Here is a 25,036-nt window from a genome sequence, read left to right as displayed (position 1 = left end):
TGCGCCCATATAGTTTTCCGCATGAACTTCGAAAAACAGGCCATCTTCGACACCGTCGGCCAGAATCGCGGCGCGGTGCTCATGCTTGAAACTGGTGCCGGCAAGCAAGGTGCGTTGTTGCATCGTGCGACAGGGACCATCACCTGCGGCCACCGTCACGGTACGGTTCAGATCGCTCATGACAGTCCCCGTCTTCAGCCGCGAATTACGACTTGATCGGCGTCAGCGAGCCATGGCCACCGCCCGGCACCGCAATGCTGGTGCACGTGCCGCCTTGCGTGAACTTCCACGAATTGCCCTGGAAGTCCATCGTCGACGTACCCTGGCAGGTCGTGCCGGGGCCGGCGGCGCAGTCGTTCTGGCCTTTCAGTGCGACGCCAAAGCACTTTTCCTTGTGAGCAGCGACGGCCGCTTTACCTTCCGCATCGGTCAGCGGTGCAGCGTGGGCAGCCGACGCCAGCAGAGCGGCCAATGCGCCGGCGAGCACGGCGGAACTAACAGCAGTCTTCTTTGCAGACATTAAAAATTCTCCTTAAAGTAAAGGTCCAACATTGAAACAGATGCTTTAGTATTGCCAAGAGCAACGATGTGAAGCCACCGCGCAAGATGCTGAAGCAACGACTCGCCAAGACCGACGAGAGATCACATTTCGCGGCCTCCTCAATCGCCTTTGCCGAGAGGAACGACCAGATATCAACGGCTCCCCAAGAACACCACGTGTCACGCGAAGTGATAGTGGTGTGCGGCAAGCGCGGACGGAAGCGCACCGGTCGCAACGAGAAGATGTTGTCGCAAACCATTGTGGGAAATTGAACTGAGATATCAGCCTGCAATGTGCACGCTTCTCTCCATTCAGATTCCAGACTGAGCCGACTGCTTAGGATAGACCATGCATCATGTATTACCTTGACTTTTTGTCTCGTTTACTTGATCGATCGTACGGTACGCTCGCCGAGCATGAGCGATAAACGAAGCGCTCTCGCGCATGGGTATGAGAGAGATGTGAGGAGTGGTCATCCGGGTATCGCGCCAGAGAAGATGAATCGCGCCTTGCTGATGCTGGATCCTGCATTCGATTCGAAGCAAACGCACGTTGATGGTGCAAATCTCTTATAAAAGTGCTCTCACGTTGTCGCCAGTAGCGCGACGATCATAAAGCTCTCCGAAGCCGACATGGCGAAACTCGGTAGCCAAGCGCTGACGCAGACGAACATGAGCGGCACCGGCAAGCTGCTGCGAGGCAACGGACACTACTGCTTAGCAATCAGCTTGCAGGGCACGTCCCCGGCAGCGCTACAACCGACATCGCAAACCACAGCGGAATGGGCGTTTCATCTTCCTCTCAAAACTCATGATTCACAGTCATTGGTCGTGAAAGTAAATTCAGTTTTGAGGTGCACCGGGTACGACATTGACGGTTGAGTTGAACTGGAAATCGCAAACGTCTTCTACACGTCCGTCAAGAACCCGCGCCACACGATGGTATTGATCTGCCTGCGAGCGTGGCGGCCAACGAGCAGACTTCGTTTCGAAGTAGATCCTGCCTTCCTGAGGAAAAAATCGTGCGTCGTTGGCGCACGCAATCGCAGGATAGCGGACACGCGGAGTGGCCCGCTGCAACGCCATTACGAGGTCGTGGTCTCGTCCCTCACTGATTTGCCCACCTGCATTGTCGAGCACGTCGTAGAACTTTTGACTGCACCCCGCTCCCGCCCCGCTCTCAAGGCTGAGTTCCACCACGTTCAGTGGTGCGCCACGGTTCAGCACGTCGAGTCGCTGCATGCCTGTCGCCTGTGTCTCTCCGTAGTGTCGCGACACCTCATCGTAGCTAAGGGTCGCCGCACCGAAATCGATCGACGCGGGACCCTTACCTTGATCGAGACGGCGGCACAGTGCCGGCTCAACTGCATGGGGACCGGGCCGCTCCGTCGTCTTTACTTCGAAGCTACAAGCTTTCGTGCCGGATAACGTCACGGTCGATACAGGGTGGTACAGATCACTGAACTGAAGAACTTGCCGCGCGTTGCGGTAGACCACCATCGCAAGCTCGTCGCCGCCCCATAGGTGGGCGTCAGGCAGCGGGACCACGTCATCGAGCGGTGCACCGGTTTCCACGTCATAAGCTTCGATTGTCGGCACATGTGCTGTTCCTTGAGTCGTGAAGACCAGATTCACGTAGCGGTTTGCGACGTTGACACCCTTCGGGTGATTGGCAAGCAGTTCCGCCAATCGGCCAGCATTCGCATAGTTGGCTATCGCACCGCAGATGTCATCCGGATGATCTTGTCCCAGATCGCCCCGCAGGAAGGCATCGATCGTCGATTCATGCACACCGCCCAACGCTAGATATTTCCGGTAGAGCGCAGCGATCTCGGCCGCTTGGCGCTGTTTTTCTGCCCAGTCTGTTTCATCGCCCAACCCACTGCGCAACACGTCAGCCAGGTTCAGATCAGCCACCTTGCGGGTCGGGTCGAGAGCGATGGCCCGTCTTAGGTATGCTTGCGGACCTGAATTCCCCGCGTCCATCGGCAGATATTTCGCCAGCAGGAAGCCGTAGTTATTGAAGATTTCGGCAGCCTTGCGCGCGGGTATTCCATCTACGGGCGCAGTCAGTGCCCGGCGGATTCCTGCGTCCTCCAGAAGTTCGAGTCCCGCCCTCAGTTGCTCGACATCTCCAGTATCGGCATTCGCACGGATAGCTTCGTCGTTTGCTGTCGACAAGGCTCGCCAGTCAATCGGCTTCGTGTTCGGCACATCGAGGTTGACTACGACCAGATCGTGCGAATCAGCGCCGCCCACGGCGTATAGACGGTGCAGCTTGTCGATTCGCATTGCGGACGTATGCTTCGGCAATGACCACAACTGAGCGGATTGCGGCGCATCGGGAATATCCATGTCGATTTTTGCTACGTCCTCTCCTCTCTCGAGATAGAGCGCGTCGCTGCCTGGTACCTGTGCGCAACCCCAATACCGCGCACCGTCGGGTGCCTGCGGCGCATGGTCGTCGGACAATATGGAGACGCGAGGCATGCCAGGACTGACGGAAAATTCCTCAAGCCTCCCGGCTACGTCGTCCCTGGCCAGGATGCGTTGATTGTCGAGGGCGGTGAGACAGTCTGTATGCCAACCGAATGGCGAACCGTCGCGCTGATACAGAACCGGCGGCGAGGGCCCCAAATCGAGCGCCTCGATGTTCCCGTATAGCCGTATCAGCATCAGCAAGTTCGACCCGGCAGAAAACTTTAATTCCGGAGGTGATTGCTCCGCCACCTCGAAACTTCTGTCCGCGTTTGCGACATCGATCCGATGGACCTCTATGCGGTCCAGCGTTTTGCCTGGATCCGACGGTTGCCCAGCCTCTATCAACGTGGCATATCCCGCCGCACCGGGAGCCAGCGCGATGCTGAGCGCCGATACCGCAACACGCCCCACTTCTACTGGGTGCGCCGGATCCTTCAGATCGTAAGTGATGAGCGTGTGTCGATTCGGACCGGGGTATCGCTCGAACACCGTTACGAGGAGAAGCAATCGTTGTCCATCGGGCGACAGGGATATCTCCTCACGCTCAGTTCGCCCGAACGCATATGGTATGAATGCACGTAGCCTGGGCTGCGCCGGCACGGACAGGTCGACGATCTGCAGACCGGCAGGCTCGCCAACGGCGCCCTTAAGCAGGGCCACCGCCATTTGGCCATCGGGCGTGACCTCGAATGAGGTGATCGGTGCGCCGACGTGCAGTCGCCCGAGGATTAAAGGCTCAAAAGCCTGGCAGGTCCCTGAAACGATCAGTCCGATAGCAGCGCACACAGCCCATAGCGTTCGCGCGATTCTCCGCCCCCCTGCTCCGCGTTGATCACGGTTGTATCTATGCAACAACGATATCAACGGCGACACGTTCAATTCCTTATGGTCTTTTGATGTCAACGCAGGATCGACAGGGTGCATCGTTCGAGTTCGAAGCTACAAGGCCATGACATCGAAGGGCATGGAGAAATCGTCCATCGATCTGAATCAGACGCCTAAGCAGCGATCAGCGAACAACACATCGGTCCATATACAGAGACGTAACGAAGAGCCCAATGCCGCACAGACCACCGGCGCTGCAACCATCATTTATTCCCTCCGCTCGACTCGCCTTACTGCACACGCAGGCCGAGCCCTTCCACGAGGCCGGCCGCTTGCTGCCAGGAAATGATCGCACCACGGAACAATGCGGCGTCGGACAGCGTCAACCCACTCAGATCGACAGTCCGCAGATCCGCGCCGTCAAAGCGCGCGTCTTTCAGGTTCGCGTCCTTGAGACTGCCGCCATCGAAGACAGCTTCCCGGAAGTCACAACCGGCGAGGTCGGCGTCGGAGAAATTCAGCTCGACCAGGTTGGCTTTGCGAAACGACAAGCGCCGCAGGTGAGCCCCCACCAGCAGCGTGTCCGCGAAGCTGAGACCTAGCGCGGAGCAGCCTTCGAAGTTCCCGCCCGTCAGCTTGCATCCACGGAAGCTGGCAGAGGCCAGTTTCGCGCGGCCCCATTTCGTGTTGTTCAGGTCCGACGACTCGAACGTTGCGTCCACGAGGTCAGCCGACGTGAAGTCGGCAGCACCGCCTCGGCGACACCGGCGCCACGTCGTATGGCTCAGCGAGGCCCCGAAGAAGGATGTTTCCGCGATCGTGCAGCGCTCGAACAGTGCACTGCGCAGATCGAGCCGGGACAGGTCAGCGCCCTCGAAGTCGCAGTCTACAAAATGCAAAGGCACTTTCGTATTGGCTATGAGGTGCTCGATTTCACTGCGGGTCAAGGTCCTGGATTCTACGAGATGGACCTGCTGCGAGGCCGTGTCACCGGAATCTGTCATGGGGTATATATCTTTCCTTCTTGCGGTCGCGAAGGTGGTGTTTTGGTGTCAACGATGGATCACCTGGATGCGAAGTGGTATCCGGCACCCCTCATCCGCGCCCTTCCCGGTGACGGGCATCGATAACGGATATTCTAATCGCTCGTTTGCGACACAACAGGAGGCTTGAATGAATGATAAAGACATTCCGCTGGCAAATGCCAAGGTTCTCTATAAAACGCTCCTGACCGAGCAGAGCTACACCGTCACCCAAACCACGGTCCGCGCCGGAGGCGAAACGCAGTGGCACCACCATACGTATGTGAGAGACCGCCTGGTCGTCGTGCAAGGCGTTTTGACGGTCGAAACGAAAACAGGCGAGCTCATCAACCGAACGCAAGTCCATGATCACTACACCATCGAACCCGGCGTCATACACCACGTCATGAATGAGACGGCCGACGATGTCGTATACATCATGATTCAATCAGGAGGAGCACGCGACATCGTGCTCGCCTGATGCAAGATCAGCGGGACGTGGCTGGCGTCGAGTTCGATGAACGCAGGCCCATTGCGCACCGAACTCTTTCCACGACAGGCCCGGCCCGCCTCGTCCTTACTGGACGCGATTTGCCTGGATCACGGTCAACGCCGCCATATTGATGATTCGCCGGACCGTTGAGCTGGACGTGAGAATGTTCACTGGAGCGTTGACGCCGAGCAGGAAGGGGCCCACTGCCACATTGCTTCCTGCGCCGGTCTTGAGCAGGTTATAGGCAATGTTGCCTGAATCGACATTCGGGCAGACCAGCAGGTTGGCGTCGCCCTTGAGCGGCGACGTCGGCAGTATCCGGGCGCGTAGTGATTCGTCGAGCGCACAGTCACCATGCATCTCGCCGTCCACTTCGAGATCCGGCGCCTGCTGCCTGACGATCTCCAGTGCCTGACGCATTTTCGCACCCGAGGCCGCGCTACCCGAACCGAAATTCGAGCGCGAAAGCAAGGCGGCCTTCGGTGTCAGATTCAGCCACTCCATCTGCCGCGCCGCGCTAATCGTAAACTCGGCGATTTGCTCCGCCGTCGGATCGTCGTTGATGTGGGTGTCCACCAGCGCCACGGTACGCTGATCAAGCAGCAGAATATTCATCGCCGCGTAGGTCTTCGCTCCGCGCTTCTTGCCGATCACCTGGTCGACCAGTCGCAGGTGGTCGTGATAGGCGCCCACCGTGCCGCAGATCATGCCGTCGGCGTCGCCAAGCCGCACCATCATCGCGCCGATCAAGGTCAGACGGCGGCGCATCTCTACCCGCGCCATCTCCTTGGTAATGCCGTCGCGACACATCAATTCCCAGTACGTCGTCCAATACTGCGGGAAGCGCTCGTCATATTCAGGGTTGGTCACTTCCACGTCCTGCCCGAGCTTGAGCCGCAAGCCGAATCGCTCGATGCGTGCCAGCAGTACTTCGGGGCGGCCAACCAGAATCGGTCGCGCAAGCTTTTCGTCGACGATCACTTGCACGGCGCGCAGCACGCGCTCGTCCTCACCCTCGGTGAAGACGATGCGTGCATTGCCGCCGTCACGCACAAGTCGCTTCGCCGTCGAAAACAGCGGTTTCATGAAGGCGCCAGAGTGATACACGAACTGCTGCAACTGCTCGACATAAACGGCCAGGTCGGGCAGTGGACGCGTCGCCACGCCGCCTTCTATCGCTGCTTTCGCCACCGCCGGCGCAATCCGGGTAATCAGGCGTGGGTCGAAAGGCTTGGGGATGAAGTACTGCGAGCCGAATTTCACGTCATAGACACCATACGCAGCCGCGACCACTTCGTTTTGCTCCTCTTCCGCAAGACCCGCGATCGCATTCACCGCGGCAATTTCCATATCGCGCGTAATGGTGGTGGCGCCGACATCCAATGCGCCGCGGAAGATGTACGGGAAGCACAGCACATTGTTGACCTGATTCGGATAGTCCGAACGGCCGGTGGCGATAACGACATCGTCGCGCGTCGCATGAGCGAGTTCCGGAAAGATTTCCGGTGTCGGATTGGCGAGCGCAAGAATCAATGGACGCGGGCCCATCGTCTTCAGCATGTCGGCGTTGAGAATGCCGCCTACCGACAACCCGAGGAATACATCCGCGCCCTCGATCACTTCGGCCAGCGTGCGGGCGTCAGTTTCCTGCGCGAAGCGCGCCTTGTCCGGGTCCATCAGCGCCGTGCGACCACGGTAAACCACGCCTTCGATGTCGGTCGCCCAGATGTTTTTCACCGGCAAGCCCATATCGACCAGCAGATCGAGGCAGGCCAGGGCCGCCGCACCCGCACCCGAGGTCACCACCTTGATCTCCGAGATGGTCTTGCCCACCACTTTCAGACCATTGATAAAGGCCGCTGAAACAGTGATCGCGGTGCCGTGCTGATCGTCGTGGAAGACAGGGATCTTCATGCGCTCGCGCAATTTACGCTCGACCGTGAAGCATTCCGGCGCCTTGATATCTTCGAGATTGATGCCGCCGAACGTGGGTTCGAGGCCGGCGATGATTTCGACAAGCTTGTCCGGGTCGGTTTCGTTGATCTCGATGTCGAATACATCTACACCAGCGAACTTCTTGAACAGCACCGCTTTACCTTCCATCACCGGCTTCGATGCGAGCGCCCCGATGTTTCCGAGGCCGAGTACGGCGGTGCCGTTGGTGATGACGCCGACGAGGTTGCCACGGCCCGTGAAGCGATGCGCCTTTAGCGGGTCGGCCGCAATGGCCTCGCAGACGCTGGCCACGCCGGGCGTGTAGGCGAGCGCCAGATCGCGCTGGGTCACGAGAGGCTTGTTGGCCACGACGGAGATCTTTCCGGGCGTGGGAAACTCGTGATAGTCGAACGCGGCTTGCTGGTCGGTATCTGTCTGCTTCATGTTCTGTGCCTGAGTGAGTGTGCCGGGCCAGTCCCGGCGCGATCCGTTGAGGCGATTCTAGAGAGCTGCCATCAGCAGATGATTTTGTTTTAATATCGCCCCATCATATTTTCGTGATGGTTGCATGGGCCCTCAATGACATTTGAGTCGGACGACATGGTCAGGCGGCTGAGCGCGCGCCTGAAGATGCGGCATCTGGTGCTGTTGCTGCAAATCCAGCAGCACGGTTCGCTGACGCGCGTCGCGGAACATATGGCCAGCAGTCAACCGGCGGTAACGAATGCGTTGGCGGAACTGGAGAGCATGTTCGGCATGCCGCTTTTCGAGCGCTCGTCGCGCGGCATGCTGCCCACCGCACTCGGCTCTGTGGTGCTCGAACGCGCTGGGGCGATGATCCACGATCTCGATCATCTCGCTCGCGACGTCAAGGCAGTGGCGTCAGGCCATGCGACGCATCTGCATATCGGCGTGATTCCGTTTATCTCCGGCCAATTGCTATCGGCGGCACTGAAGCGACTGCATGCCGGGATGGAGCGGCGCGTGACCGTGACCATTCACGAAGGAACCAGCGACCAACTGTTGCCCCAGTTGCGGGACCATACCGTCGATATCGTCATCGGCCGGGCGGCCGCGTCGGTCGATTTGCAAAGGACCAGCTTTGAAGTGCTGTTCCGCCAGCGCCCCCGGATGATCGCGAGCCGGCGTCTTGCGGCAAAACTGGCGCGCACGAAGCTCGACTGGAGCAGGCTGGTGACGCTCGACTGGATTCTCGGCGCGCCTCATACGCCGATGAGAGAACAGGTGGCCGACCTGTTTCTTGCTGCGGGAACGACACCCCCAGTGCCGATGGTGGAGAGTTACTCGTCCAAGCTCATCGGCGAAATGATTGCTTCAAGCGAAGAGGCCGTGTCGATCGTCCCTTCGGATATCGCAGAAGAACTGGTTCGAATTGCAGGTGTCGCGATCGTGCCTTATTCGTTTGAATGGACTCTTCCACCTATTGCGCTGTTTACCCGCTCAGAAGGGCCGTACCCAGCGGCACAAAATCTGTTCGTCGAATCGTTGCGCCAGATATGCGCGCAAACCGACGCTGAAAATAGACGGTGAGAAATAGCCGCTGACAGGAACACGATCGTGCTGGTGGGCATCGATCACAGACCGTGCCGCCCAGTCTTGATGGAGCGAGCAAGCGTGGCGGGCAAGCGCTTGATCTGTGGAGGCAACTAGCCTCTGCGCTACCACTTCTGCAGCCGGGTTTGTCGATGACCGTGCGATAGACCTGCCCGGCCGATACCTAGCCACACACTATCTGGTCACCAGGCTTAACGAACGCTTAAGGCGATTCAAGATCGGCAGCTTTCTGGTTCCACTTTAGAAATGAAAGAGATCAATCACTAGAGCGACTTATTCGTGCCTCACATTTGGCTTCGATTCACCTGTCATATCTCCCCCCAACGAGGTCAAATGATGATGAAGAATCGCAGATCGATGCGCGCAGCGCGCATCTTTGGCGCCGGTGTCGTATCGCTGGCAAGCTTGCATATGACGCTAGCCGCAGCACACGACAGCGACGGTCACGAGCATGAGCACGACACCGTCAAGCATGTGCTGCTGATCAGTTTCGACGGCTTGCATGAACGGGACGTCGCGCGCTGCATCGGCGCAAATACCTGCCCGAATCTCGCGCTGCTTGCGAAGTCCGGCACAACCTATACGAATGCGCACACACCCGGCCTGTCGGATTCGTTCCCGGGCCTCGCAGCACTGGTGACGGGCGGCTCGCCGAAAACCGCAGGGCTCTTTTACGACGTGTCGTACGATCGCACGCTGTACGCGCCTTCGGATACGAACTGTTCGGGCAAGCAGGGCTGGAACGTCGTATTCGACGAAACCACCGGCATCGATGCCGAAAACGGCGGTGCGATTACGCATCTGAACGGTGGTGGCGCATTCAATCCGCAGGCCATCCCGCATGCGCTGATCAATGGCGTGTGCAAACAGGTGTTTCCGCACAACTACGTGAAGACCAACACGCTGTTCGAAGTGGTCAAGCAAAACATGCGGCACGCGCGCACTGCATGGTCCGACAAGCATGCGTGGGGTTATGACTGGCTCAACGGCCCGTCAGGCACGGGCGTTGACGATATGGCGCACATCGAGATCAATTCGATCGACGCGGCCACCGGCACCGACTTCACCGACGTCTTTACGCACACCGAGCAGTTCGACAACCTGCATATACAGCAATTGATCAGCGAGATCGATGGCAAGGACTCGAGCGGACAAACGACGGCTGACGTGCCGACCGTGTTCGGCGCGGATTTCCAGACCTTGAGCGTCGCGCAGAAGGCAGTAGTGGCCAAGGGAGGCGGCTATCTGGACGCCAGCTTCACGCCCGGACCGCAGGTCAGCGCAGCGATAACCTATATCGACGATTCGCTTGGCCGGCTGGTGAACGAATTGAAGCAGCGCGGGCTCTATACGTCGACCGCCATCGTGGTGACTTCGAAGCACGGACAATCGCCGACCGATCATACGAAGCTGGTCAAGAACGGCGACACGCTGACCAAGCTGCTCGAAGCGAATAACTTTCTGGACCCTGCCGGCAACTTCGGCCAGGCGGCGACCAAAAGCGGCGCGCTGAACGACGGTACCGGGCTGGTCGACACAGGCTTCGTGCAGACCGACGACGTCGGCTTAATCTGGCTACGCGATCAAAGCCAGGCTGCAGCGGTAGTGCGTACGCTGAAGGACAATCTGTCCTGTAACGCACCGGGCATCTGTGCCGATGGACCGCAGGCCTATATCCTTTCCGGCCCGCAACTGGCGCAGCGCTTCGGCAATCCGGCACAAGGACGCACCCCCGACATCATCGTTCAGCCGAATCCGGGCGTGATCTATACGTCGAGCACGTCGAAGGATGAAGAGCACGGCGGCAATGCGCCTGACGACAGCCATCTCGGACTGGTCGTGTATGTGCCGGGCGAGCATCGTGCAGGACGAACCGTGGACGACCGCGTGCTGACCACCCAGGTGGCACCGACGATCCTGCGGCTGCTGGGCGTCGAGCCTGAGTTGCTGCATTCGGTGGCGGTTGAAGGTACGCCGGTGTTGCCGGAATTGAGTGGCGGCCGGTTCTGATTGAAGTGGAGTGCTGCGCGCAACTGGGGGCGTTCGTGGCTGGTTGCGCGCGGCGGCGGTTTTATCGCTTGAGATTGCGATCATTGATTGGCGTTCTACAGGCAACTTGCGCCAGTGGTTTCAAATCGATCTGGTATTCTCGTCGCCGCGCGGTCACTGTTCGCATGCGGGGTGAGAGTCAAATCCGACAGTTTCGAGCAAGTTATGGTCGACGCTGGTACCCGAGGTTTCGAGCATCGTGCAAATCTGGTCGGTTACGAGTTCAGCCCACCGGCGATATTGTGTGGGACCCGGGTGAAACCCGTCTTGTGCCATATCTTCAGGGTACGCAGCCCACGCCAGTGAAACGTAGCGTGTCATCCGTTCTTGCTCAACCCAGGTGCGCAACGCCCGGTCTAACCGAATTGCGTAGCGGCCAAGATACCAACGCAGCGGATGGGATACGGCAGGAAGGATTCGCAACGGCGGCAGCCCAGTCACGACCAGCCCGATCGCACCTGTTCGTCTGCGAAACGTGTCGGCGAGCAAAGCGTAGTCGCGCAGGAACTGATTCGGCCGGCGTTGCGACGTGACGTCGTTCGTGCCGAGCGCCGTTATCAGGTAGTCCGCTGGATCGAGTTGACTGCACGCCAACAATTCAAGCGCCTCGCTGGTATTGACTCCCGACCGGGCGACCAGTTGCCACGCGACGCATCGGCCCGTCCTGCTCGCCAATCGCATTGCCACGGGCTGTGCCAACGCTTTGGCTTGGGTACTGACTCCGACGCCCGCGGCCGACGAGTCTCCGACAACCACGATGCGCAATGGCGTTGTCGCGGGGCCGCAGTTCCCTTCAATGCCACTGCGAGGGCCAGCAGCCTCCGGCAAACGCAACGCGGTTCGCCGTAACCACCATGCCTGCAATAGCAGAACTGAGCCAAGTGCGGCCTTATACAGATTCAACATTGGACAGCACCACGAGCGAGAATAAACCGGTTCAACACGGAGGACAGATCAAAAATGCACTACGCCGGCTCGTCAAGAAACGTGATGGCAGCAGCAATGCCTCTTTTGTCGCACAATATCTTGCGATGCCCTTGATTCTCCGTAAAGGACATCTGCGCATTGAGCATCAGTAAGGTCCATGCCAAAGTCCGTCGCACTATGGGAAGCATATTGCCATCAACCAGAGGCACGGTTTCAACTTTTACGGCGCGCGTACTTGGCCCTTATCTAGCTGCCAATGACAAGCTAGACTATATTGCGTGTAGCCAAAGGAAATCGCTTGTATTCACCAAATCCGCGGTTAGCTATTACGCATTTTTAAGATGCCATGTCAAATTCAGTCGCATCATGGGAACCGTATTGTCACCAGCCTGAGGCGCAGTTTCACCTGTCGCGGTTTGCAGGGAGAGTGCTTGGCTCAAGCGCAGGCGTAATCTTCTTTGACGGCAAAGGTGCATCGCGGCTGAAAGCAGCCATACCTGATTCCGACGGCGATTCAATAGACCTAGTTGTCTCGACGGCGAGACAATCTTTCGCGGCATCCGATCCTTTAAGTTCCGCGAGCTCACAAACCATACAGCAATTGTCTCAGGCGTGGGCGCAGCGGCTAAATGCGGCTTCGAATAGCGGCAAACGTGGTCTGGCGGCATTTGCTCCGGATCTTACGAAGGCACGGAACTTCATCGAAAACCACAAAACGGGTTTCGATGCAGCAGCTGTCGTAGGCGACAGTTTTGGTGTGCTCGCCGGTATAATTTCGATCGTCGCGATTTCGGCAGCAGGTGTCGCTCTTGTTCCGTTGCTAGGCGCCGTTGCAGGTGCGGCATCACTTTTGCTCTTAGCCGAAGACACGTCGATGCTGTCTTTCGAGCTTCAAGGTGACGAGGTGCGAAAACGACAACTCGCAGGGTCATGGCACTACAAGCTGATCGAAACCGTTGGCCCACTAATGGTGCTACCGGATCTCGCAGTTAGCGGCACACGTACCCTCCTCTCACTATCCAAGGCCTCACGCGAAGTTGGTGAGACAGGCGAAGAGGCAACGCAAGCGGCCAAACGGCTGGCCGACCAACGCGAGGCGATCGACAACTTTGTAAGGTCTAACCTTGATAACCCCAACCAACTGCTTATGCGACAGCAAGCTAACAAGATGCGCGAACAGGCAGGCAAGCTTGCGGACAGCGTGCGCGTGGCGCAGAAGAAAGTAGTCGCCGCACGTCGTGAGCTGATGCTCTTACGGACCATTGAAGCGCCCGCCTATTTAGCGTCAATCTACGGTACAGGAGTGTATGGCGTCGATCCACCCGAACCACTCACGCGGGGACTCGAGCGGATGACAGATCGATTCCGGCAAGACGACTCCAGCCATCCAGCGCAGTTGCTTGCGCCACAGAACATGTCGAATTCCCAGCAATCCGGAGATCCGTCGACCATCTTGCAATTTCAGGTTGGCGTCGCACATCGAACAGGACGAGCAAAATGATGTCTGCAACAGAAAAGCTATGACATCGAGCGGCAATCTATCCGGACAAACAGAGCGCCCCGGCAATCGCCCACGCGGAGCTCCCCGACAAGCTGCGATTGCTGCGGGTGCATTCTTTCTCGGTGGCGGCCTTACTTTTTCGGAGATTGTTGAGGCAACCACGTCGTTGACGACCATTCGATTTGACGACCTTTTTCTGCCAGCGTGGATCGCACTGTCAATCATCATGCTGACGTTCAGCATCGGCATGGGCGCCGGTAAGCTCTGGGCTGTCCGGCTGTTTCGCTGGCTGTCTTTTGGGGCAATGGCGCTTTATGTGCCGCTTCTATTACTCGCGCTTTATCTGAACGCTGGACCTCGACCTATCGATCCAGGCTTCGCTCCAGTCATGTTTGTGTTCGCGGTCATAAAAGCGCCGTGCTTCGTCATTATCTATAGGGCCATCCGGCAGTTACGCTGGCTCGATCCTCGTTCTCTGCCACACGAGTGGGAGCCTTCGGCGCTTCAGCAACGTTGAGCAAGTACCTCGCCCTCGGTGTAGCCCCTGTCGCGGGCGGTACTCCGACACTTGCGCAGAGCGGCGGCAACGGCTCTGCTGTGCAGACGCGATGACGCCACCATAGACACGCCGTGATAAGCCGCGACGATCTACCTACTCTACAAGAGCAGCCCGGCAATCGCCCACCCGGTGCTCCACGACAAGCAGCCGTCGCTGGCGGTGCATTCTTCCTCGGCGCAGGCCTTACCTTCGCTGAGCTTGTTGCCAGCATCGCATCGTTTATGGGCATCAGTTACGACGACCTGATTCTGCCAGGATGGATCGTGTTGTCGGTCATCATGTTGACTGTCGGTATCGGCATCGGTGGTGGAAAGCTTTGGGCAGTCAAACTATTCCGCTGGCTGTCGTTCGGTGCGATAGCACTTTATCTCCCACTCATCGCATTTGCGCTCTACCTGAACGCGGGATCCGCGCCCATTGACATCGATCTCGCTCGCGTAATGTACGTGTTCGCGGTCGTCAAACTACCCGCCCTGGTTGTTATCTATAAGGCGATCCGGCAAGTGCGTTGGCTTGATCCTAAATCGTTGCCACACGAATGGGAGCCTTCGGCGCGTCAGCAGCGTTAAGCAGCAATCGCTGACGAACACGAGCAACACGTGGCGCCACGCGGTCGACGGGGACGTCGTCTGGCCTGATGCCCCACACGCGAGCGCGCAACCCTGAAGCCGTATCAGGTTATTCGCACCTCACTGTGGCAAGCTACGAACTACCCTTTGCCATATCGAGGTGACCGTCATGTTTAACCACATCGGCATAGTCGCCCGCGACTTGAAATCCAGTGCCCGCCTCTACGCGCATATGCTGGGCCCGCCCGGCATTCGTCTGGTTGAGAAACATCGCCTGGCGGTTGACTCGGCATGGGTCGTTTTCTCCACTGGCAGGCCGCAGTCCCCGTTTTTCGTGATTGCAGTGTCTGCGCGCAAAGCATAATCGCGCAGGAACTGACGCCCGCGGCCGACGAATCTCCGACCACCAGGATGCACAACGGCGTTGTCGCCGCGGGACCGCAGTTCCCCTCAATGCCACTGCGAGGGCCGGAAGCTTCTGGCAAGCGCCACCAGGTCTGCAATAGGAGAATTGGGCCAAGTGCGGCTTTATACAGGTTCAGCGTTGGACAGCACCGCGAGACAGAATAGACCGGTTTGACACGGACGACAGATCAAAACGAGCTACGCCATTTCGTCAAGATTCCGGCGGGCTCCCGTACCCTGCGCCGGTTGTGAACGCGACCGCCGGAAGCCCCATCGCTTGCCGCAGACGCTTGATATGCTCCGCGACGACGAGCTTGACGCCCGCAACCGTCGGCGTTTTATGCAGTTCACCCCACCAAGCGTTGATTTGATCGTCGGGTACATTGAACCGACGCAACCACCCTTCCGTCGCGACATTCGTGTTCAGAAGCGGTGCGGTACTGTCAAGCGTACCGCTCTGAATGATGTCCATCTTTTCCGCGATGACAGAACGCAGAGCCGCGTTCAGCAGCACATACGCCGCGGCCGGCAACGGCTGTTTGCCCTGCCCGGCGGACACACCCGACTGCGGGGCAACTCCCGCCTGAATGATCACACCGCCATCGCCGAACGGATGACGCACGTACCAGTCCGGTGGCAAAGTCGATGTCGCGGCGCTACTCGCTGCACGTACGAGGTCTGCATCCAGCGCGACGAGCCAATCCACCGTCTTGATCCTGGAGGCCAGGTCTACCGTGCCAACGCTCATTGGATCGCCAACATCGATCCCCGGCCCGTAGCGGCGCGCGAAGAAATACTCGCCTGCTTCGTTCGGTTCGCGTCCCATCGGGGGCACGTTGACCGCGAAACCGGCGTGCCCGTAGATGGTAGGCAAGGCTTCGCAAAAAGCAACAAACAACGCCTGGAACACCCCTGGTTTGTGCTCAAGGAAAGCGCGCGGCACCGTGAAATCCAGCACGTCCATACTTCGGTTGAGCTTCGCTTGCCACTCAGCGATGGTGAAGACCGCAAACTCGTAAAATCCCGTCGCTAGCTTGTGATCGGCGCTTGTCATCTGCACGACCAGCGCTTCGTCCGCGGGCACCGTCTTTGACAGTCGTTCAAGATCAGGCGCCTGGTCTATCGGCAAGGGCTGCTCGCCTTCGGAGTAAAGCCATCGCAGCGGGCCGTCTTTCGACCGCTTCTCCCCTGAGGCGACTTGCAGGGCGTGGAAATACTCGTCGATCGTCGCGCGATATTGTTCGAAGCACTTCACCAGCGCGGCACGCACCGCAGGCGTGTGACCGTCGCGGAAGTACACGACGCCACGCACCACCAGCGCCGCGCCCGTGATCCCTTTCTGATACGCAGGTTCGTAGACTCCGAATGGCAAGGTATCCGCGCGTCGAGGATCCGCAATCCAGTGTTTGATCTCGTCTTCAGTCATGTCTTGTCACTTCATTACGGAAAAGCTAGCGGCGGCGGCGTTAGCGCGGGTGGTAACCCACTCCCGCTCGACAAGGAATGCCCACCGCTCCCACCGAGCAGTTCATCCATGTCTGTGGACGTCGTGGACTGACGTTGCGCGGACGTTTTACCGTCCTGCTCGCCATCGCCGCAACCGCATTCGGCAGGACCCAGTGGCACGAACTTCGAACGCGCGCCCGCGATCCGGATGTAGTCCCGCTGCTGGTTGCGGCTATAGTCGTCGGGCGGAAATTTGAACTCCACGACGTGCCTGATGTTCGATTGCACAGGCGGTTGCATCGGATCCTGGACGACCACCACGTCCGGGCGGCGCAAGTTGCCGGCCCCCGCCTTGTACCGCCTACGGCCGCCGGGCCAGAAGTCTTCGATCCATTGTCGCAGATCGGAATGACGCCGCAGCGGATCGTTCGGATCGGTCACCGGCTCCGGTGGCTCGACAGTCATGTTGTAGGTCTGCTCCGGACAGTATTCGGTCGGGGCGCCTGTCGCGATCCGCGAAATCTCGTTCGTAGCGTCCAGCCGCTGCTGGACGCAGCGTTGACGCTGGATCCGACCATTGCGTGCAGCAACGCCAATAGACTTGCATTTGCAGAGCACGGAGCAAAGCACCACGCGGTCTTTCTTCGACAGACGAGCGCTCACCCCGACCTGGGTCGTTTGCCCCTCGGACGACATCCCGCCGATCGCGGAACCGGGGCCGTAGTCACTCATGCCGTACCCTCGCTTCCTGAGTGGTCAAGCGTTAGCGACGATGCCGTATCCCCTTCAAGCCAGTCGGTGAGCCCCGTCGCATCGGTCTTACCGTGAATCACACGGCCATCTGCGGACGTCACGGTATAGGGATGCCTGGCAATGGGCTGACGCGTGGCATCGTCGACTAACTGGAATCGCCCGCGTTGAGACGTGTCCGCACCCAGTTGAGAGAACACGCTCATGCCGGTGCCGACCGACGCGCCCGCACCATTGGTTCGCTCAGCGATAGCCGTATTTTGGCTGGCGATAAGCGCGGCCCCGCAGGCAGTCGTGTCGCCTTCGGAGGCGACGGGCCGACCGTCGAACGTCACGCCCAGGTCCTTGACACCGACGATCGGATAAATACCGCCGCACCTGGGGCACGATACTTTGTCGCCGAGGAGGGCGAGCGGGCGACCATCGACCTCGTTCTCCGGCGCACATGCGAGAACACGGCCACCGTGTGAGGTCGTGTCCCCTTCGCAAATGAACGAAAAATCCATCAGGCATCCTCTCCGTGTTTTGGACGGAGGAATGTAGCAGCGGTTTTCCCCAACGCCACCCTGTCAATGTTGGTAGCTTCGCTTGTCGCATTCCTGTTCTCGCCCACGACGAGATCAAGGCGCAGATCCAAGATGCAATGCGCTTGCGCCGACTGTATGTCGATGGCCGGCGTGGGTGCGCGCTTCGACCACGACACGCTCGCGTGCCTCCTACGCCCCAGGCACCTACACAGCGAAGTCGTACACGCTGGCGTCGGCCAGCGATGATGTCAATCTCTTCGCAGATGCGTAAAAAATGGTTAAGAAGCGGACTCGTTGTATTGACTCATTTCGCCCCGTAAACAAACAATCCTGCGAAGCAATTTTCCGGGAGGGCGTGCAAGTGCGTTACGTTCTTTCTGATCTGGCGAACATCGGTAACCGGAATGCAGCGCTTGCCTGCTGGTTTGACGGGTCGAGGTCCACGTTGACGAGCGAGACGATTCTTGCCAACCCGATCGTCATGATGGACGAACTGACCACGCCGCGTTATCACGAGGAGGTGACGGCGACGCGGGCATCGGAAGCTGGCGGAGTGGAAAGGGCGTAGCATGGTGGGGCTTTCATGGACACGTCGCCGAGGCGATCAACCCCAAGGAGGAACGTGATGGTCGAACGAAGCGAAAATGAGCCTGCCCGCACAAGCAACCGGACGATTTCGCAACGCACATCCGAGCGCGAGATGCTCACCACACGAACCTTCGACGCCCCGTCGCGGCTCGTGTTCGAAGCGTGGACTACGCCAGCGCTCTTCAGGCAATGGTGGGTGCCCCGCTCGAGCGGCGCGACCCTGCTTTCCTGCGAGCAGGATGTGCGTGTCGGCGGCCGCTACCGTCTGGTGTTCGAACACCCCAACGCCCCCGCTCCTATAGCGTTCTTCGGCACGTATCTCGAGGTTGTGCCAAATTCCCGCCTCGTCTGGACCAATGAAGAAAGCGCTGACGGCGCGATCACGACAGTGATCTTCGAGCACAACGAGGGCAAGACTGCGCTGGTGATGCGTGAGCTCTATCCATCAAAACAAGCTCTCGACATCGCTATCGAGGAAATGGGCCAGGCCATGACCGAGATATTCCTGCAGTTGGACGAATTTCTGCTTGCGCGCGGCAAGGAGCACTCTTGAACGAGCCGAAGCCGCGGTGAGGGGTTAATCGTTAGGTAGCCGGAGCGAAGCGTAAAGCCTGAGCAGTGCCCTTGTTGCTAGAGCGGAGCGGTCTTAGAAAATCGGGCAGGTCAGTCGCCCCAGCGTCACCTGGCTCGGATCCAGTCGCCTCCGAGCTCATCCACGGCGCGTCGCACCCTCCGCCAATACGGTTGTTAGGCCGCGTCTAGCACCAACGCACTCGACATTCATTCTCGAACCTACCCCTTCTTCCCCCCGACACCGGGCACAGCCGCGACCTGAATCATCCATGCCGCGATCTGGCGTTCGTCGAGATCGTCCGTTGATTTAACCTCCACGCCCCGGGTCGATTTGCCCATCGCTACCGGCGTCACCGGAGGTACCGGCTTGAGCGCTGCACAGTCTATGAACATGAGCTTGACGTGGTCGGCGAATCCGCCGCAACAGAAACACCAGCCGTCCCCAACGCCATAGTACGAAATGCCCCATTTCACAGAACGCTGCAGGCCGGGAAGCGTCCTGGCCGCAAGAGCATCGATGCGTTCCGCGATACCGCGCTGCGGTTGCGGCAGACTGGCTATGTAGGCGAAGACCGGCTTGTCGCCGACCGCAGCCTTCGCCGGGCTTGCCTTGCCGGTCGCCATGGACTCCGGCAGAGTCGTGGCAGGCTTGCCCTTTGTCGCTGCAGGCCTGGTCGGCTTACGAACAGTGAGCCTGGAAGTCTTGTCAGTCTTATCGGGCATGGCGGTCGCCTGTTTCGTGGATGTGTGTCGGCCTGAAAGATATTCGACGAATGCCGAACTGGCCATTGGCGACCTTACCGAATCGGCCACCTTCAGTCACCTGACAACAGCCTCCAGATCGTCAGCAATCACCGAACTTATTCGAACGCTGCCCAGTTTACCTACACCGCCAGGTCACCTCCGTACCGCTATCCCGCGACGCGACATTACCCGTGGCGTCCGTCCAGGCGGCAAGGCACACCGTCACGATTCGTGGCGGAGCCTGATCGCACGTCCAGCGCGCCACTCGTTGCGATCGTCCCTCCGGCATTGTCGAGTGAATCGGCGGCATCGTCGGTCGTGACACCCGTCGCACGTGGCATCGCAAAAGCATCGGCCCTGCGCGCTTCGTCATTTTTTTGTAATGACTAGGTAACCGCCAGGTTCGAACGGCACCCGTACACTTTCCTCACGATGTTTCAACCACCTGGTCTCCATGAAAATCTTCGTTATCGACGACGAAGCGAAACACGCCGGCAGTTCACCTTTACGCTCCAACACCACCGCAGCAACATCAACGAAAGGAAATCGGCATGAAACGCAGCATGATCGGCGCCACCCTCACCGCGCTCTCTTTGACCTTCGCAGCTCACTCGGCGTTGGCTGAGACGAATGCGCCTGCCACCCCCGTTCACAATATCGTGCTTGTGCACGGCCTGTTTGCCGACGGGTCCAGTTGGGAAAAGGTCATTCCCCTGTTGCAGGCAAAGGGATTCCATGTGACCTCGGTGCAGAACCCGACGACATCGTTGGACGCGGACGTCGATGCGGTCAAGCGCGCACTCGCTCAGCAAGACGGGCCGACGCTGCTGGTTGCCCACTCGTATGGGGGCATGGTCATCAGTCAAGCGGGCGACGATCCGAAGGTCACAGGCCTCGTCTATATTGCAGCACGCGCGCCCGATGCCGGCGAAGACTATCCCGCGCTGACGCGCAAGTTCCCGGCTGCCCCGGCATCGGCGGGACTGCAGTGGTCCGCGGACGGCTATGGCAAGCTCTCCGAAAATGCATTCGTCAAGGACTTCGCAGGTGACTTGCCGACTGCGGAGGCCGAAAAGTACTACGCGGTGCAGCAGCCCATCGGCAAGGCCATCACCATGGCCAAAACGACCGTCGCCGCATGGCACGACAAACCGACATGGTATGCCGTCTCTACCGAAGACCGCACGATCAACTCCGATCTCGAACGGTTTATGGCGAATCGGATGAAGGCGCACACGATCGAGATTCCTTCGTCGCACGTATCGCTGATTTCGCATCCGCAGGAAGTCGCGAATCTTATTCTGGAAGCGGCGGGACAGCAGGCGAAGTGACGACTGACTGAAGGGCGGCTTTCGCAATGAGGGAGTGGATAGGCTCTTGTTGCGAGGCGCCCTGTTCGGGTACCCGAACATCGATTTTCAACGATCTGTATGGCGAGGTCGAGTGTCCCTTCCTGGGGCCGGCTACGGCTATGCGACCGCGTCCTTGGACTGTCAATCGCCATTCTCTCTCGGAACGTCAAATGTTCCGTTGGGCTGGTGGAAGACGATCTTCGATATGGCGTCACCTTTGCCGCTAACAAACTCAACTCGATACCCTTTCAGCTCGCGAATCGCAAATACGCGCCCGCGATAAGGATCGAGCCGATAGGTCGGCTGGCCTGTTGGGGACAGCGTGAGCTGCCCTTTGGCGTCTACCGCCACTACGTGCACAGCCGCTCCTAAACGGTAAGCACCGACACAGCTCTGGCGAAACGCTACGTCGAGACTTTCGCCCGAGGCGCTGCGGTGGAAGACGATATCCGCGACAGCGCGTTCGAGCGGAGTCACAAGGCGATCGATCCGCCCCTCGCGATCATAGAGAAATGTCACGGAAAGACCGTCGGGCCAAAGCGTTTCCGGTTGCTCGTCGAGTTCGAATGCATCGTAGTGGCGATAGATCAATGCGCCCGACATGCCGCGATAGCGAAACGCGAGCGCGCCACCCACTGCTTCGACCGTCACGCGGCCGTAGGCTGGATGGACGTAGTCGCCGGCGTACTCATCTAGAGGGCGGCCTGGTGAATCGCTTCGCCGCGATGCGCGCTTTGCTGCAACATCCGCCGGGCGTTGCGCGATCTGCGCGCGCAGCGAATCACGGAATCGATCAAACCACGGTATTGCCTCCTTGCCCATAAGATGATCGACGATCGCATTTCTCACGATCTCGGTAACGGGAGAGCAGTTGCGATTGATCAGCACCGTGACGCCGAACTGGCGATCAGGCACGAGCGTCATAAGCGAGCTCCAGCCGAACCAGCCGCCAGAATGGCTAACGACACGTTCGCCGCGGTAGTGGTGCGTTCCAAGGCCGAGCCCATAGTGACTTTCACCGATCTCGGCAAAGTGTGACTTTCCGGTATAAACGCGCGGCCTGTGTAGCGCCTTCAGCCGCGCCGATGAGACGAGTCGCTCACCGTTGACCTTGCCATCGTCGAGATACAGGCGCATGTACCGCGCCATGTCGGAAGCGGCAACGTTAATACCGCCAGCCGGCGTAGCAACAATTGGCCAAACCTGCACACGTCGGCGCACGAATTCACCAGCCTTCTGCTGATCATGCACAATGTAGGGACGCGCGCTATCCGGAGCGTGTTCCAGGTCTATGTGCGAAAAGCCCACGTTAAGCATCGCAAGCGGCTTCATGATGCGTTCTAACGTGAAGTCCTCCCAGCTCTGACCAGAAATCCGTTCGGCGATCATTCCCGCTGCGACATAGGTGAGATTGCAGTACTGATAGGTCGTGCGCAGATCTTTGCTTGGCTCGAGATAGCGTAGTGCCGCAAACATCTCAGCGCGCGAAATGTCAGCCGGCATCCAGAGCCAGTCGTGACGCGGCAATCCAGTATGGTGGGAAAGCAGATCGATGACGGTGACGCGCTCCGTCGCGACTGCGTCTTGCATACGAAACTCGGGCAGATAGTCGCGTACGGGCATATTCCAATCGAGCCGTCCTTCATCGACTAGCATCGCCAGACCTAGCGCCGTAAAGGACTTCGTTACAGAGCAAAGCATGAATTGAGTGTCGCCCGTTACGGGAAGAGCAGCCTCCACGTCGCGCAGTCCATAGGCCCTGACGTAGTCTTCCTCGCCGTCGCGCGTGACGGCCAGCGCCAAGCCGGGAATCTGCCACTCGTCCATTACCTCGCGGACAAGCGTATCGAGATGGTCGGGTACGGCGTTCGTCATGCGAAAGACTCCCCTTGTGATCTGATGCCCGTGAGAAATCAGTCAACCGGTTCTTCGTAAAGTGACCACACGTAGCCATTGGGCTCCGGCTCCGCATACAGTCCTAAGCGGATAAAGCCAAGCGACTCGTAGTACGTGCATAGTTTCAGATTGTGCGCGGGGCAGTCGAGTCGAACCGAGCGGCGGTTCAAGCTCCTCACTTTGGCAGCACACCACTCAAGCATGAAACCGCCGAGGCCACTTCCATTGAAGCCTTTTCGCACGCAAAGCCCATGTACATAGCCGGCGATCGGTTCTTGAGGTCCCCAGTGTCTTTCATCGTCCAGATCGAGCAAGAACGTTCCGACTGAAGTGCCGCCCAGCTCGGCGATATATACCTCTCTGCAGGTGACATTGTTTCGCACCCAGGCCTCGGAAAACCCGTCTCCCTCCTTGCCCCACGCGTAGTCGCCGTGAGCCACCTTCATTGCGTGAGCATCATTCCGAATTTGCGTAAGCGCTGGAACATCCAATTCGCCTGCCCTACGAACGAACATTTTTGCCATTGCTTTTTGTTCAGCCGGTTGCGGGGGATAGCGAAGGCTAGCAACGCTCCCTTACGTTTCGACAACCGGTCCTCATGTCATCGGCAATCGAAGTTGGTATTTGAGGGCTGTTCGAAGTGAAGCACGGTATACCTGCCCGTGGTCGCTACCGACTTTCATCGTTATATGGAAAGCGATCCGGCAGATATGCTGGCTCGATCCTGACTCTCTGCCGCATGAGTGCGAGCTGCCCGTACGCCAGCAGCGGCGAGCGCGCAAGAACAGGCGAACAGATAAATACGATCGAGCTTCGGCGAACGGCACAATACGACCCTGAAGAGACAGTCGCAGCTGCGCAATGCAGCCATTCGAATGGAATGATTATTCGCGAATCCTCAATGTGACTTCTGCCCCGCCAATCATGCGTCCATCTTCAGTTGCAAATGCGCTTCTCACCGGCTGCCCTGTAGACCGCTCGATGAGAGCGACACGTCTGCCTGACGAATGAAGATGTGTTTGCCCCCAGTCCAGGAGTACTAGCAACACCGGCCCGAGGCTTTGGCCGTTCTCCGTAAGGACGTATTCACTCCGTTCTCGCTCCCCCGGCTCTCTATACGGACGTGAAGTCAAGATACCAGCATTCGTGAGCAGTTCAAGCCGACTGCTCAGCGCATGTTTTGAGGCTCCAATGTCTTTGCGTATCTCATCGAATCGCGTAACGCCATAAAACGCCTCTCGAAGAATCAACAGGATCCAACGATCGCCGAGCAGATCGGCCGCGTGCGCAAGACCGCATTCGGTTACCGTGACAAGCGGTCGATTTCGCCGTCTCTCAGCGTTTCCTGGTGCTTCCTTTGACATGCTTCGGCCTCCAGTGTTAGCCTAAGTCTGACAATCAGACTCAGACATCTTACGCAACTTCTCTGGAGTGGTGTATGCCTTTTGTACATGTGCAGACGATTTCCGGCATTCTCTCGGATGATCAGAAGTCTGAGATGCTTAGGCGGATTACAGATTTGATGGTCGAAATTGAGGGGCGCGGAGATCCTTCATTTCGCTCGTCAGTGTGGGTGAAGATCGATGAGCAGATACCCTCGCAGTGGAGCATTGGAGGTGTAATTCCAACGCCTGGAATGATTGCGTCAAAATTTCCTCCACTCGCATAAGCGACGGCTTCTCGCCTTGCGGTGTCGGTGGCGCTACACTGCGCGCGCGATGACAAGAGGCGCGAGGCGGCGAGCTTCCATTCCAACGGGCGTCTAATCAGATTCCAGTAAAAACGCGTTAAACGGCAGGAGGAAACAGAGACATGACTGCGCCATTTGCCGGGGGGTGTGCATGCGGATCGATTCGCTATGCATGCTCGCGTGCGCCCATTGCGACGCTAAACTGCCACTGCCTGGACTGCCAGCGCTCTAGTGGCGCTCCTTTCGCATCCGGCTTCATCGTTCGGATGTCGGACGTGACGGTCACCGGTACGCCAAAGACGTATTCTGTTCGTGCTAGCAGTGGCCGGCTCGCAACGCGCAGCTTTTGTACCGATTGCGGCTCTCCTCTGTTCACCTACGGAGAGGCTGCTCCAGACGTGATGTCCATTCGTTTCCCTACGCTGGACAATCAATCCGAGTTTCAGCCGATGCTGGATATCTGGACATCTAGCGCACAGCCATGGGTCTGCCTTGATCAGGCAATTTCTCATTATCCCCAGTCGCCCTGATTCGCTCGAAACCTCATACTCCCATCAGCGCCACGGGCGAGGAGTGTTCCCCGCCCGTG

Annotated in this window: 25 protein-coding genes and 1 pseudogene; 12 read left to right on the top strand and 14 right to left on the bottom strand. The window is 58.7% G+C overall.

The genetic code is table 11. The features are described 5' to 3' along the window. The 4 genes and pseudogenes from ACYVNQ_RS30880 to ACYVNQ_RS30865 all read right to left on the bottom strand — a co-directional run. Positions 1–180, bottom strand: a pseudogene (locus ACYVNQ_RS30880) (hypothetical protein); the annotation flags it as partial. A 25-nt stretch (positions 181–205) separates the two neighbouring features. After that, positions 206–520, bottom strand: a complete 315-nt coding sequence (locus ACYVNQ_RS30875) for a BufA1 family periplasmic bufferin-type metallophore (RefSeq protein ID WP_460908146.1) — start codon at positions 518–520, stop codon at positions 206–208. Positions 521–1,383: 863 nt separating this feature from the next. Further along, entirely contained in the window at positions 1,384–3,894 is a 2,511-nt protein-coding gene (locus tag ACYVNQ_RS30870) for a hypothetical protein (RefSeq protein WP_460908144.1), read from the bottom strand. Between the two features lie 242 nt (positions 3,895–4,136). Next, entirely contained in the window at positions 4,137–4,850 is a 714-nt protein-coding gene (locus ACYVNQ_RS30865) for a pentapeptide repeat-containing protein (RefSeq protein WP_460908142.1), read from the bottom strand. 169 nt (positions 4,851–5,019) lie between these two features. Here ACYVNQ_RS30865 and ACYVNQ_RS30860 point away from each other — a divergent pair, with 169 nt between their 5' ends. Further along, positions 5,020–5,349 (top strand): cupin domain-containing protein, encoded by a 330-nt coding sequence (locus ACYVNQ_RS30860; protein ID WP_460908140.1) that lies wholly within the window; start codon positions 5,020–5,022, stop codon positions 5,347–5,349. Positions 5,350–5,445: 96 nt separating this feature from the next. On the opposite strand, the gene ACYVNQ_RS30855 is transcribed toward ACYVNQ_RS30860, so the two are convergent. Beyond that, positions 5,446–7,740, bottom strand: a complete 2,295-nt coding sequence (locus ACYVNQ_RS30855; protein WP_460908138.1) for an NADP-dependent malic enzyme — start codon at positions 7,738–7,740, stop codon at positions 5,446–5,448. Positions 7,741–7,875: 135 nt separating this feature from the next. Between ACYVNQ_RS30855 and ACYVNQ_RS30850 the strand changes: the two genes are divergently transcribed. Then, positions 7,876–8,847, top strand: a complete 972-nt coding sequence (locus ACYVNQ_RS30850) for a LysR substrate-binding domain-containing protein (RefSeq protein ID WP_460908136.1) — start codon at positions 7,876–7,878, stop codon at positions 8,845–8,847. Between the two features lie 360 nt (positions 8,848–9,207). Continuing rightward, a complete protein-coding gene (locus ACYVNQ_RS30845; protein ID WP_460908511.1) occupies positions 9,208–10,881 on the top strand; it encodes an alkaline phosphatase family protein in 1,674 nt (557 codons plus the stop codon). Between the two features lie 153 nt (positions 10,882–11,034). Here ACYVNQ_RS30845 and ACYVNQ_RS30840 read toward each other — a convergent pair whose 3' ends face one another. Beyond that, positions 11,035–11,826 (bottom strand): SGNH/GDSL hydrolase family protein, encoded by a 792-nt coding sequence (locus ACYVNQ_RS30840; RefSeq protein ID WP_460908132.1) that lies wholly within the window; start codon positions 11,824–11,826, stop codon positions 11,035–11,037. Positions 11,827–12,193: 367 nt separating this feature from the next. Here ACYVNQ_RS30840 and ACYVNQ_RS30835 point away from each other — a divergent pair, with 367 nt between their 5' ends. The 4 genes from ACYVNQ_RS30835 to ACYVNQ_RS30820 all read left to right on the top strand — a co-directional run bounded on the left by ACYVNQ_RS30835 (position 12,194) and on the right by ACYVNQ_RS30820 (position 14,840). Further along, complete coding sequence (locus ACYVNQ_RS30835) at positions 12,194–13,348, top strand: hypothetical protein (RefSeq protein WP_460908130.1); 1,155 nt, start codon at positions 12,194–12,196, stop codon at positions 13,346–13,348. After that, positions 13,314–13,865, top strand: coding sequence for a hypothetical protein (locus ACYVNQ_RS30830; RefSeq protein WP_460908128.1), 552 nt, complete (start codon positions 13,314–13,316; stop codon positions 13,863–13,865). Before ACYVNQ_RS30835 ends, ACYVNQ_RS30830 begins: the two co-directional genes overlap by 35 nt. 113 nt (positions 13,866–13,978) lie before the next feature. Continuing rightward, on the top strand, positions 13,979–14,476 hold the full coding sequence (locus tag ACYVNQ_RS30825) for a hypothetical protein (RefSeq protein ID WP_460908126.1): 498 nt from the start codon (positions 13,979–13,981) through the stop codon (positions 14,474–14,476). 169 nt (positions 14,477–14,645) lie between these two features. After that, positions 14,646–14,840: a VOC family protein gene (locus ACYVNQ_RS30820; RefSeq protein ID WP_460908124.1), complete on the top strand. Its 195-nt coding sequence runs from the start codon at positions 14,646–14,648 to the stop codon at positions 14,838–14,840. Between the two features lie 252 nt (positions 14,841–15,092). Here the strand turns inward: ACYVNQ_RS30820 and ACYVNQ_RS30815 are convergent, their stop codons facing one another. From ACYVNQ_RS30815 to ACYVNQ_RS30805, 3 genes are read right to left on the bottom strand one after another with little or no spacing between them, the layout of a single operon-like run. Beyond that, positions 15,093–16,307, bottom strand: a complete 1,215-nt coding sequence (locus ACYVNQ_RS30815) for a type VI immunity family protein (protein ID WP_460908122.1) — start codon at positions 16,305–16,307, stop codon at positions 15,093–15,095. A 14-nt stretch (positions 16,308–16,321) separates the two neighbouring features. Next, complete coding sequence (locus tag ACYVNQ_RS30810; RefSeq protein ID WP_460908120.1) at positions 16,322–17,059, bottom strand: VRR-NUC domain-containing protein; 738 nt, start codon at positions 17,057–17,059, stop codon at positions 16,322–16,324. Continuing rightward, the gene (locus ACYVNQ_RS30805; protein ID WP_460908118.1) at positions 17,056–17,583 is read right to left on the bottom strand and encodes a PAAR domain-containing protein; all 528 of its coding nucleotides are present in this window, start codon (positions 17,581–17,583) and stop codon (positions 17,056–17,058) included. The genes ACYVNQ_RS30810 and ACYVNQ_RS30805 overlap by 4 nt, the downstream gene beginning before the upstream one ends. 382 nt (positions 17,584–17,965) lie before the next feature. Between ACYVNQ_RS30805 and ACYVNQ_RS30800 the strand changes: the two genes are divergently transcribed. Both ACYVNQ_RS30800 and ACYVNQ_RS30795 read left to right on the top strand, forming a co-directional pair. Continuing rightward, positions 17,966–18,172, top strand: a complete 207-nt coding sequence (locus ACYVNQ_RS30800; protein WP_460908116.1) for a hypothetical protein — start codon at positions 17,966–17,968, stop codon at positions 18,170–18,172. Positions 18,173–18,229: 57 nt separating this feature from the next. Continuing rightward, a complete protein-coding gene (locus tag ACYVNQ_RS30795; RefSeq protein WP_460908114.1) occupies positions 18,230–18,745 on the top strand; it encodes an SRPBCC domain-containing protein in 516 nt (171 codons plus the stop codon). A gap of 239 nt (positions 18,746–18,984) precedes the next feature. On the opposite strand, the gene ACYVNQ_RS30790 is transcribed toward ACYVNQ_RS30795, so the two are convergent. Both ACYVNQ_RS30790 and ACYVNQ_RS30785 read right to left on the bottom strand, forming a co-directional pair. Continuing rightward, on the bottom strand, positions 18,985–19,488 hold the full coding sequence (locus ACYVNQ_RS30790) for a DUF1801 domain-containing protein (protein WP_460908112.1): 504 nt from the start codon (positions 19,486–19,488) through the stop codon (positions 18,985–18,987). A gap of 206 nt (positions 19,489–19,694) precedes the next feature. Next, the gene (locus ACYVNQ_RS30785) at positions 19,695–19,850 is read right to left on the bottom strand and encodes a hypothetical protein (RefSeq protein ID WP_460908110.1); all 156 of its coding nucleotides are present in this window, start codon (positions 19,848–19,850) and stop codon (positions 19,695–19,697) included. Positions 19,851–20,060: 210 nt separating this feature from the next. Here ACYVNQ_RS30785 and ACYVNQ_RS30780 point away from each other — a divergent pair, with 210 nt between their 5' ends. Beyond that, on the top strand, positions 20,061–20,840 hold the full coding sequence (locus ACYVNQ_RS30780; protein WP_460908108.1) for an alpha/beta hydrolase: 780 nt from the start codon (positions 20,061–20,063) through the stop codon (positions 20,838–20,840). 162 nt (positions 20,841–21,002) lie between these two features. Here the strand turns inward: ACYVNQ_RS30780 and ACYVNQ_RS30775 are convergent, their stop codons facing one another. From ACYVNQ_RS30775 to ACYVNQ_RS30765, 3 genes are all read right to left on the bottom strand, one after another. Next, the gene (locus ACYVNQ_RS30775; RefSeq protein WP_460908106.1) at positions 21,003–22,736 is read right to left on the bottom strand and encodes a serine hydrolase; all 1,734 of its coding nucleotides are present in this window, start codon (positions 22,734–22,736) and stop codon (positions 21,003–21,005) included. Positions 22,737–22,774: 38 nt separating this feature from the next. After that, positions 22,775–23,281, bottom strand: coding sequence for a GNAT family N-acetyltransferase (locus ACYVNQ_RS30770; RefSeq protein WP_460908104.1), 507 nt, complete (start codon positions 23,279–23,281; stop codon positions 22,775–22,777). 360 nt (positions 23,282–23,641) lie between these two features. Beyond that, positions 23,642–24,121, bottom strand: a complete 480-nt coding sequence (locus tag ACYVNQ_RS30765) for a winged helix-turn-helix transcriptional regulator (protein ID WP_460908102.1) — start codon at positions 24,119–24,121, stop codon at positions 23,642–23,644. A gap of 74 nt (positions 24,122–24,195) precedes the next feature. Here ACYVNQ_RS30765 and ACYVNQ_RS30760 point away from each other — a divergent pair, with 74 nt between their 5' ends. After that, entirely contained in the window at positions 24,196–24,426 is a 231-nt protein-coding gene (locus tag ACYVNQ_RS30760; RefSeq protein ID WP_460908100.1) for a tautomerase family protein, read from the top strand. Positions 24,427–24,569: 143 nt separating this feature from the next. Next, complete coding sequence (locus ACYVNQ_RS30755; protein WP_460908098.1) at positions 24,570–24,977, top strand: GFA family protein; 408 nt, start codon at positions 24,570–24,572, stop codon at positions 24,975–24,977. Positions 24,978–25,036 lie beyond the last annotated feature (59 nt).

It is taken from the genome of Paraburkholderia jirisanensis (genome assembly GCF_054782355.1).
Note: the sequence above shows the minus strand (reverse complement) of the source record. Positions and strands in the feature narration are given on the sequence as shown.

What these genes read in the sequence shown, in the direction of transcription:
- ACYVNQ_RS30875 (WP_460908146.1), bottom strand. Translation starts at nt 520, where the DNA reads ATGTCTGCAAAGAAGACTGCTGTTAGTTCCGCCGTGCTCGCCGGCGCA.
- ACYVNQ_RS30865 (WP_460908142.1), bottom strand. Translation starts at nt 4,850, where the DNA reads ATGACAGATTCCGGTGACACGGCCTCGCAGCAGGTCCATCTCGTAGAA.
- ACYVNQ_RS30860 (WP_460908140.1), top strand. Translation starts at nt 5,020, where the DNA reads ATGAATGATAAAGACATTCCGCTGGCAAATGCCAAGGTTCTCTATAAA.
- ACYVNQ_RS30855 (WP_460908138.1), bottom strand. Translation starts at nt 7,740, where the DNA reads ATGAAGCAGACAGATACCGACCAGCAAGCCGCGTTCGACTATCACGAG.
- ACYVNQ_RS30850 (WP_460908136.1), top strand. Translation starts at nt 7,876, where the DNA reads ATGACATTTGAGTCGGACGACATGGTCAGGCGGCTGAGCGCGCGCCTG.
- ACYVNQ_RS30845 (WP_460908511.1), top strand. Translation starts at nt 9,208, where the DNA reads ATGATGAAGAATCGCAGATCGATGCGCGCAGCGCGCATCTTTGGCGCC.
- ACYVNQ_RS30840 (WP_460908132.1), bottom strand. Translation starts at nt 11,826, where the DNA reads ATGTTGAATCTGTATAAGGCCGCACTTGGCTCAGTTCTGCTATTGCAG.
- ACYVNQ_RS30835 (WP_460908130.1), top strand. Translation starts at nt 12,194, where the DNA reads ATGTCAAATTCAGTCGCATCATGGGAACCGTATTGTCACCAGCCTGAG.
- ACYVNQ_RS30820 (WP_460908124.1), top strand. Translation starts at nt 14,646, where the DNA reads ATGTTTAACCACATCGGCATAGTCGCCCGCGACTTGAAATCCAGTGCC.
- ACYVNQ_RS30815 (WP_460908122.1), bottom strand. Translation starts at nt 16,307, where the DNA reads ATGACTGAAGACGAGATCAAACACTGGATTGCGGATCCTCGACGCGCG.
- ACYVNQ_RS30810 (WP_460908120.1), bottom strand. Translation starts at nt 17,059, where the DNA reads ATGAGTGACTACGGCCCCGGTTCCGCGATCGGCGGGATGTCGTCCGAG.
- ACYVNQ_RS30805 (WP_460908118.1), bottom strand. Translation starts at nt 17,583, where the DNA reads ATGGATTTTTCGTTCATTTGCGAAGGGGACACGACCTCACACGGTGGC.
- ACYVNQ_RS30795 (WP_460908114.1), top strand. Translation starts at nt 18,230, where the DNA reads ATGGTCGAACGAAGCGAAAATGAGCCTGCCCGCACAAGCAACCGGACG.
- ACYVNQ_RS30790 (WP_460908112.1), bottom strand. Translation starts at nt 19,488, where the DNA reads ATGCCCGATAAGACTGACAAGACTTCCAGGCTCACTGTTCGTAAGCCG.
- ACYVNQ_RS30785 (WP_460908110.1), bottom strand. Translation starts at nt 19,850, where the DNA reads ATGCCACGTGCGACGGGTGTCACGACCGACGATGCCGCCGATTCACTC.
- ACYVNQ_RS30780 (WP_460908108.1), top strand. Translation starts at nt 20,061, where the DNA reads ATGAAACGCAGCATGATCGGCGCCACCCTCACCGCGCTCTCTTTGACC.
- ACYVNQ_RS30775 (WP_460908106.1), bottom strand. Translation starts at nt 22,736, where the DNA reads ATGACGAACGCCGTACCCGACCATCTCGATACGCTTGTCCGCGAGGTA.
- ACYVNQ_RS30770 (WP_460908104.1), bottom strand. Translation starts at nt 23,281, where the DNA reads ATGGCAAAAATGTTCGTTCGTAGGGCAGGCGAATTGGATGTTCCAGCG.
- ACYVNQ_RS30765 (WP_460908102.1), bottom strand. Translation starts at nt 24,121, where the DNA reads ATGTCAAAGGAAGCACCAGGAAACGCTGAGAGACGGCGAAATCGACCG.
- ACYVNQ_RS30760 (WP_460908100.1), top strand. Translation starts at nt 24,196, where the DNA reads ATGCCTTTTGTACATGTGCAGACGATTTCCGGCATTCTCTCGGATGAT.
- ACYVNQ_RS30755 (WP_460908098.1), top strand. Translation starts at nt 24,570, where the DNA reads ATGACTGCGCCATTTGCCGGGGGGTGTGCATGCGGATCGATTCGCTAT.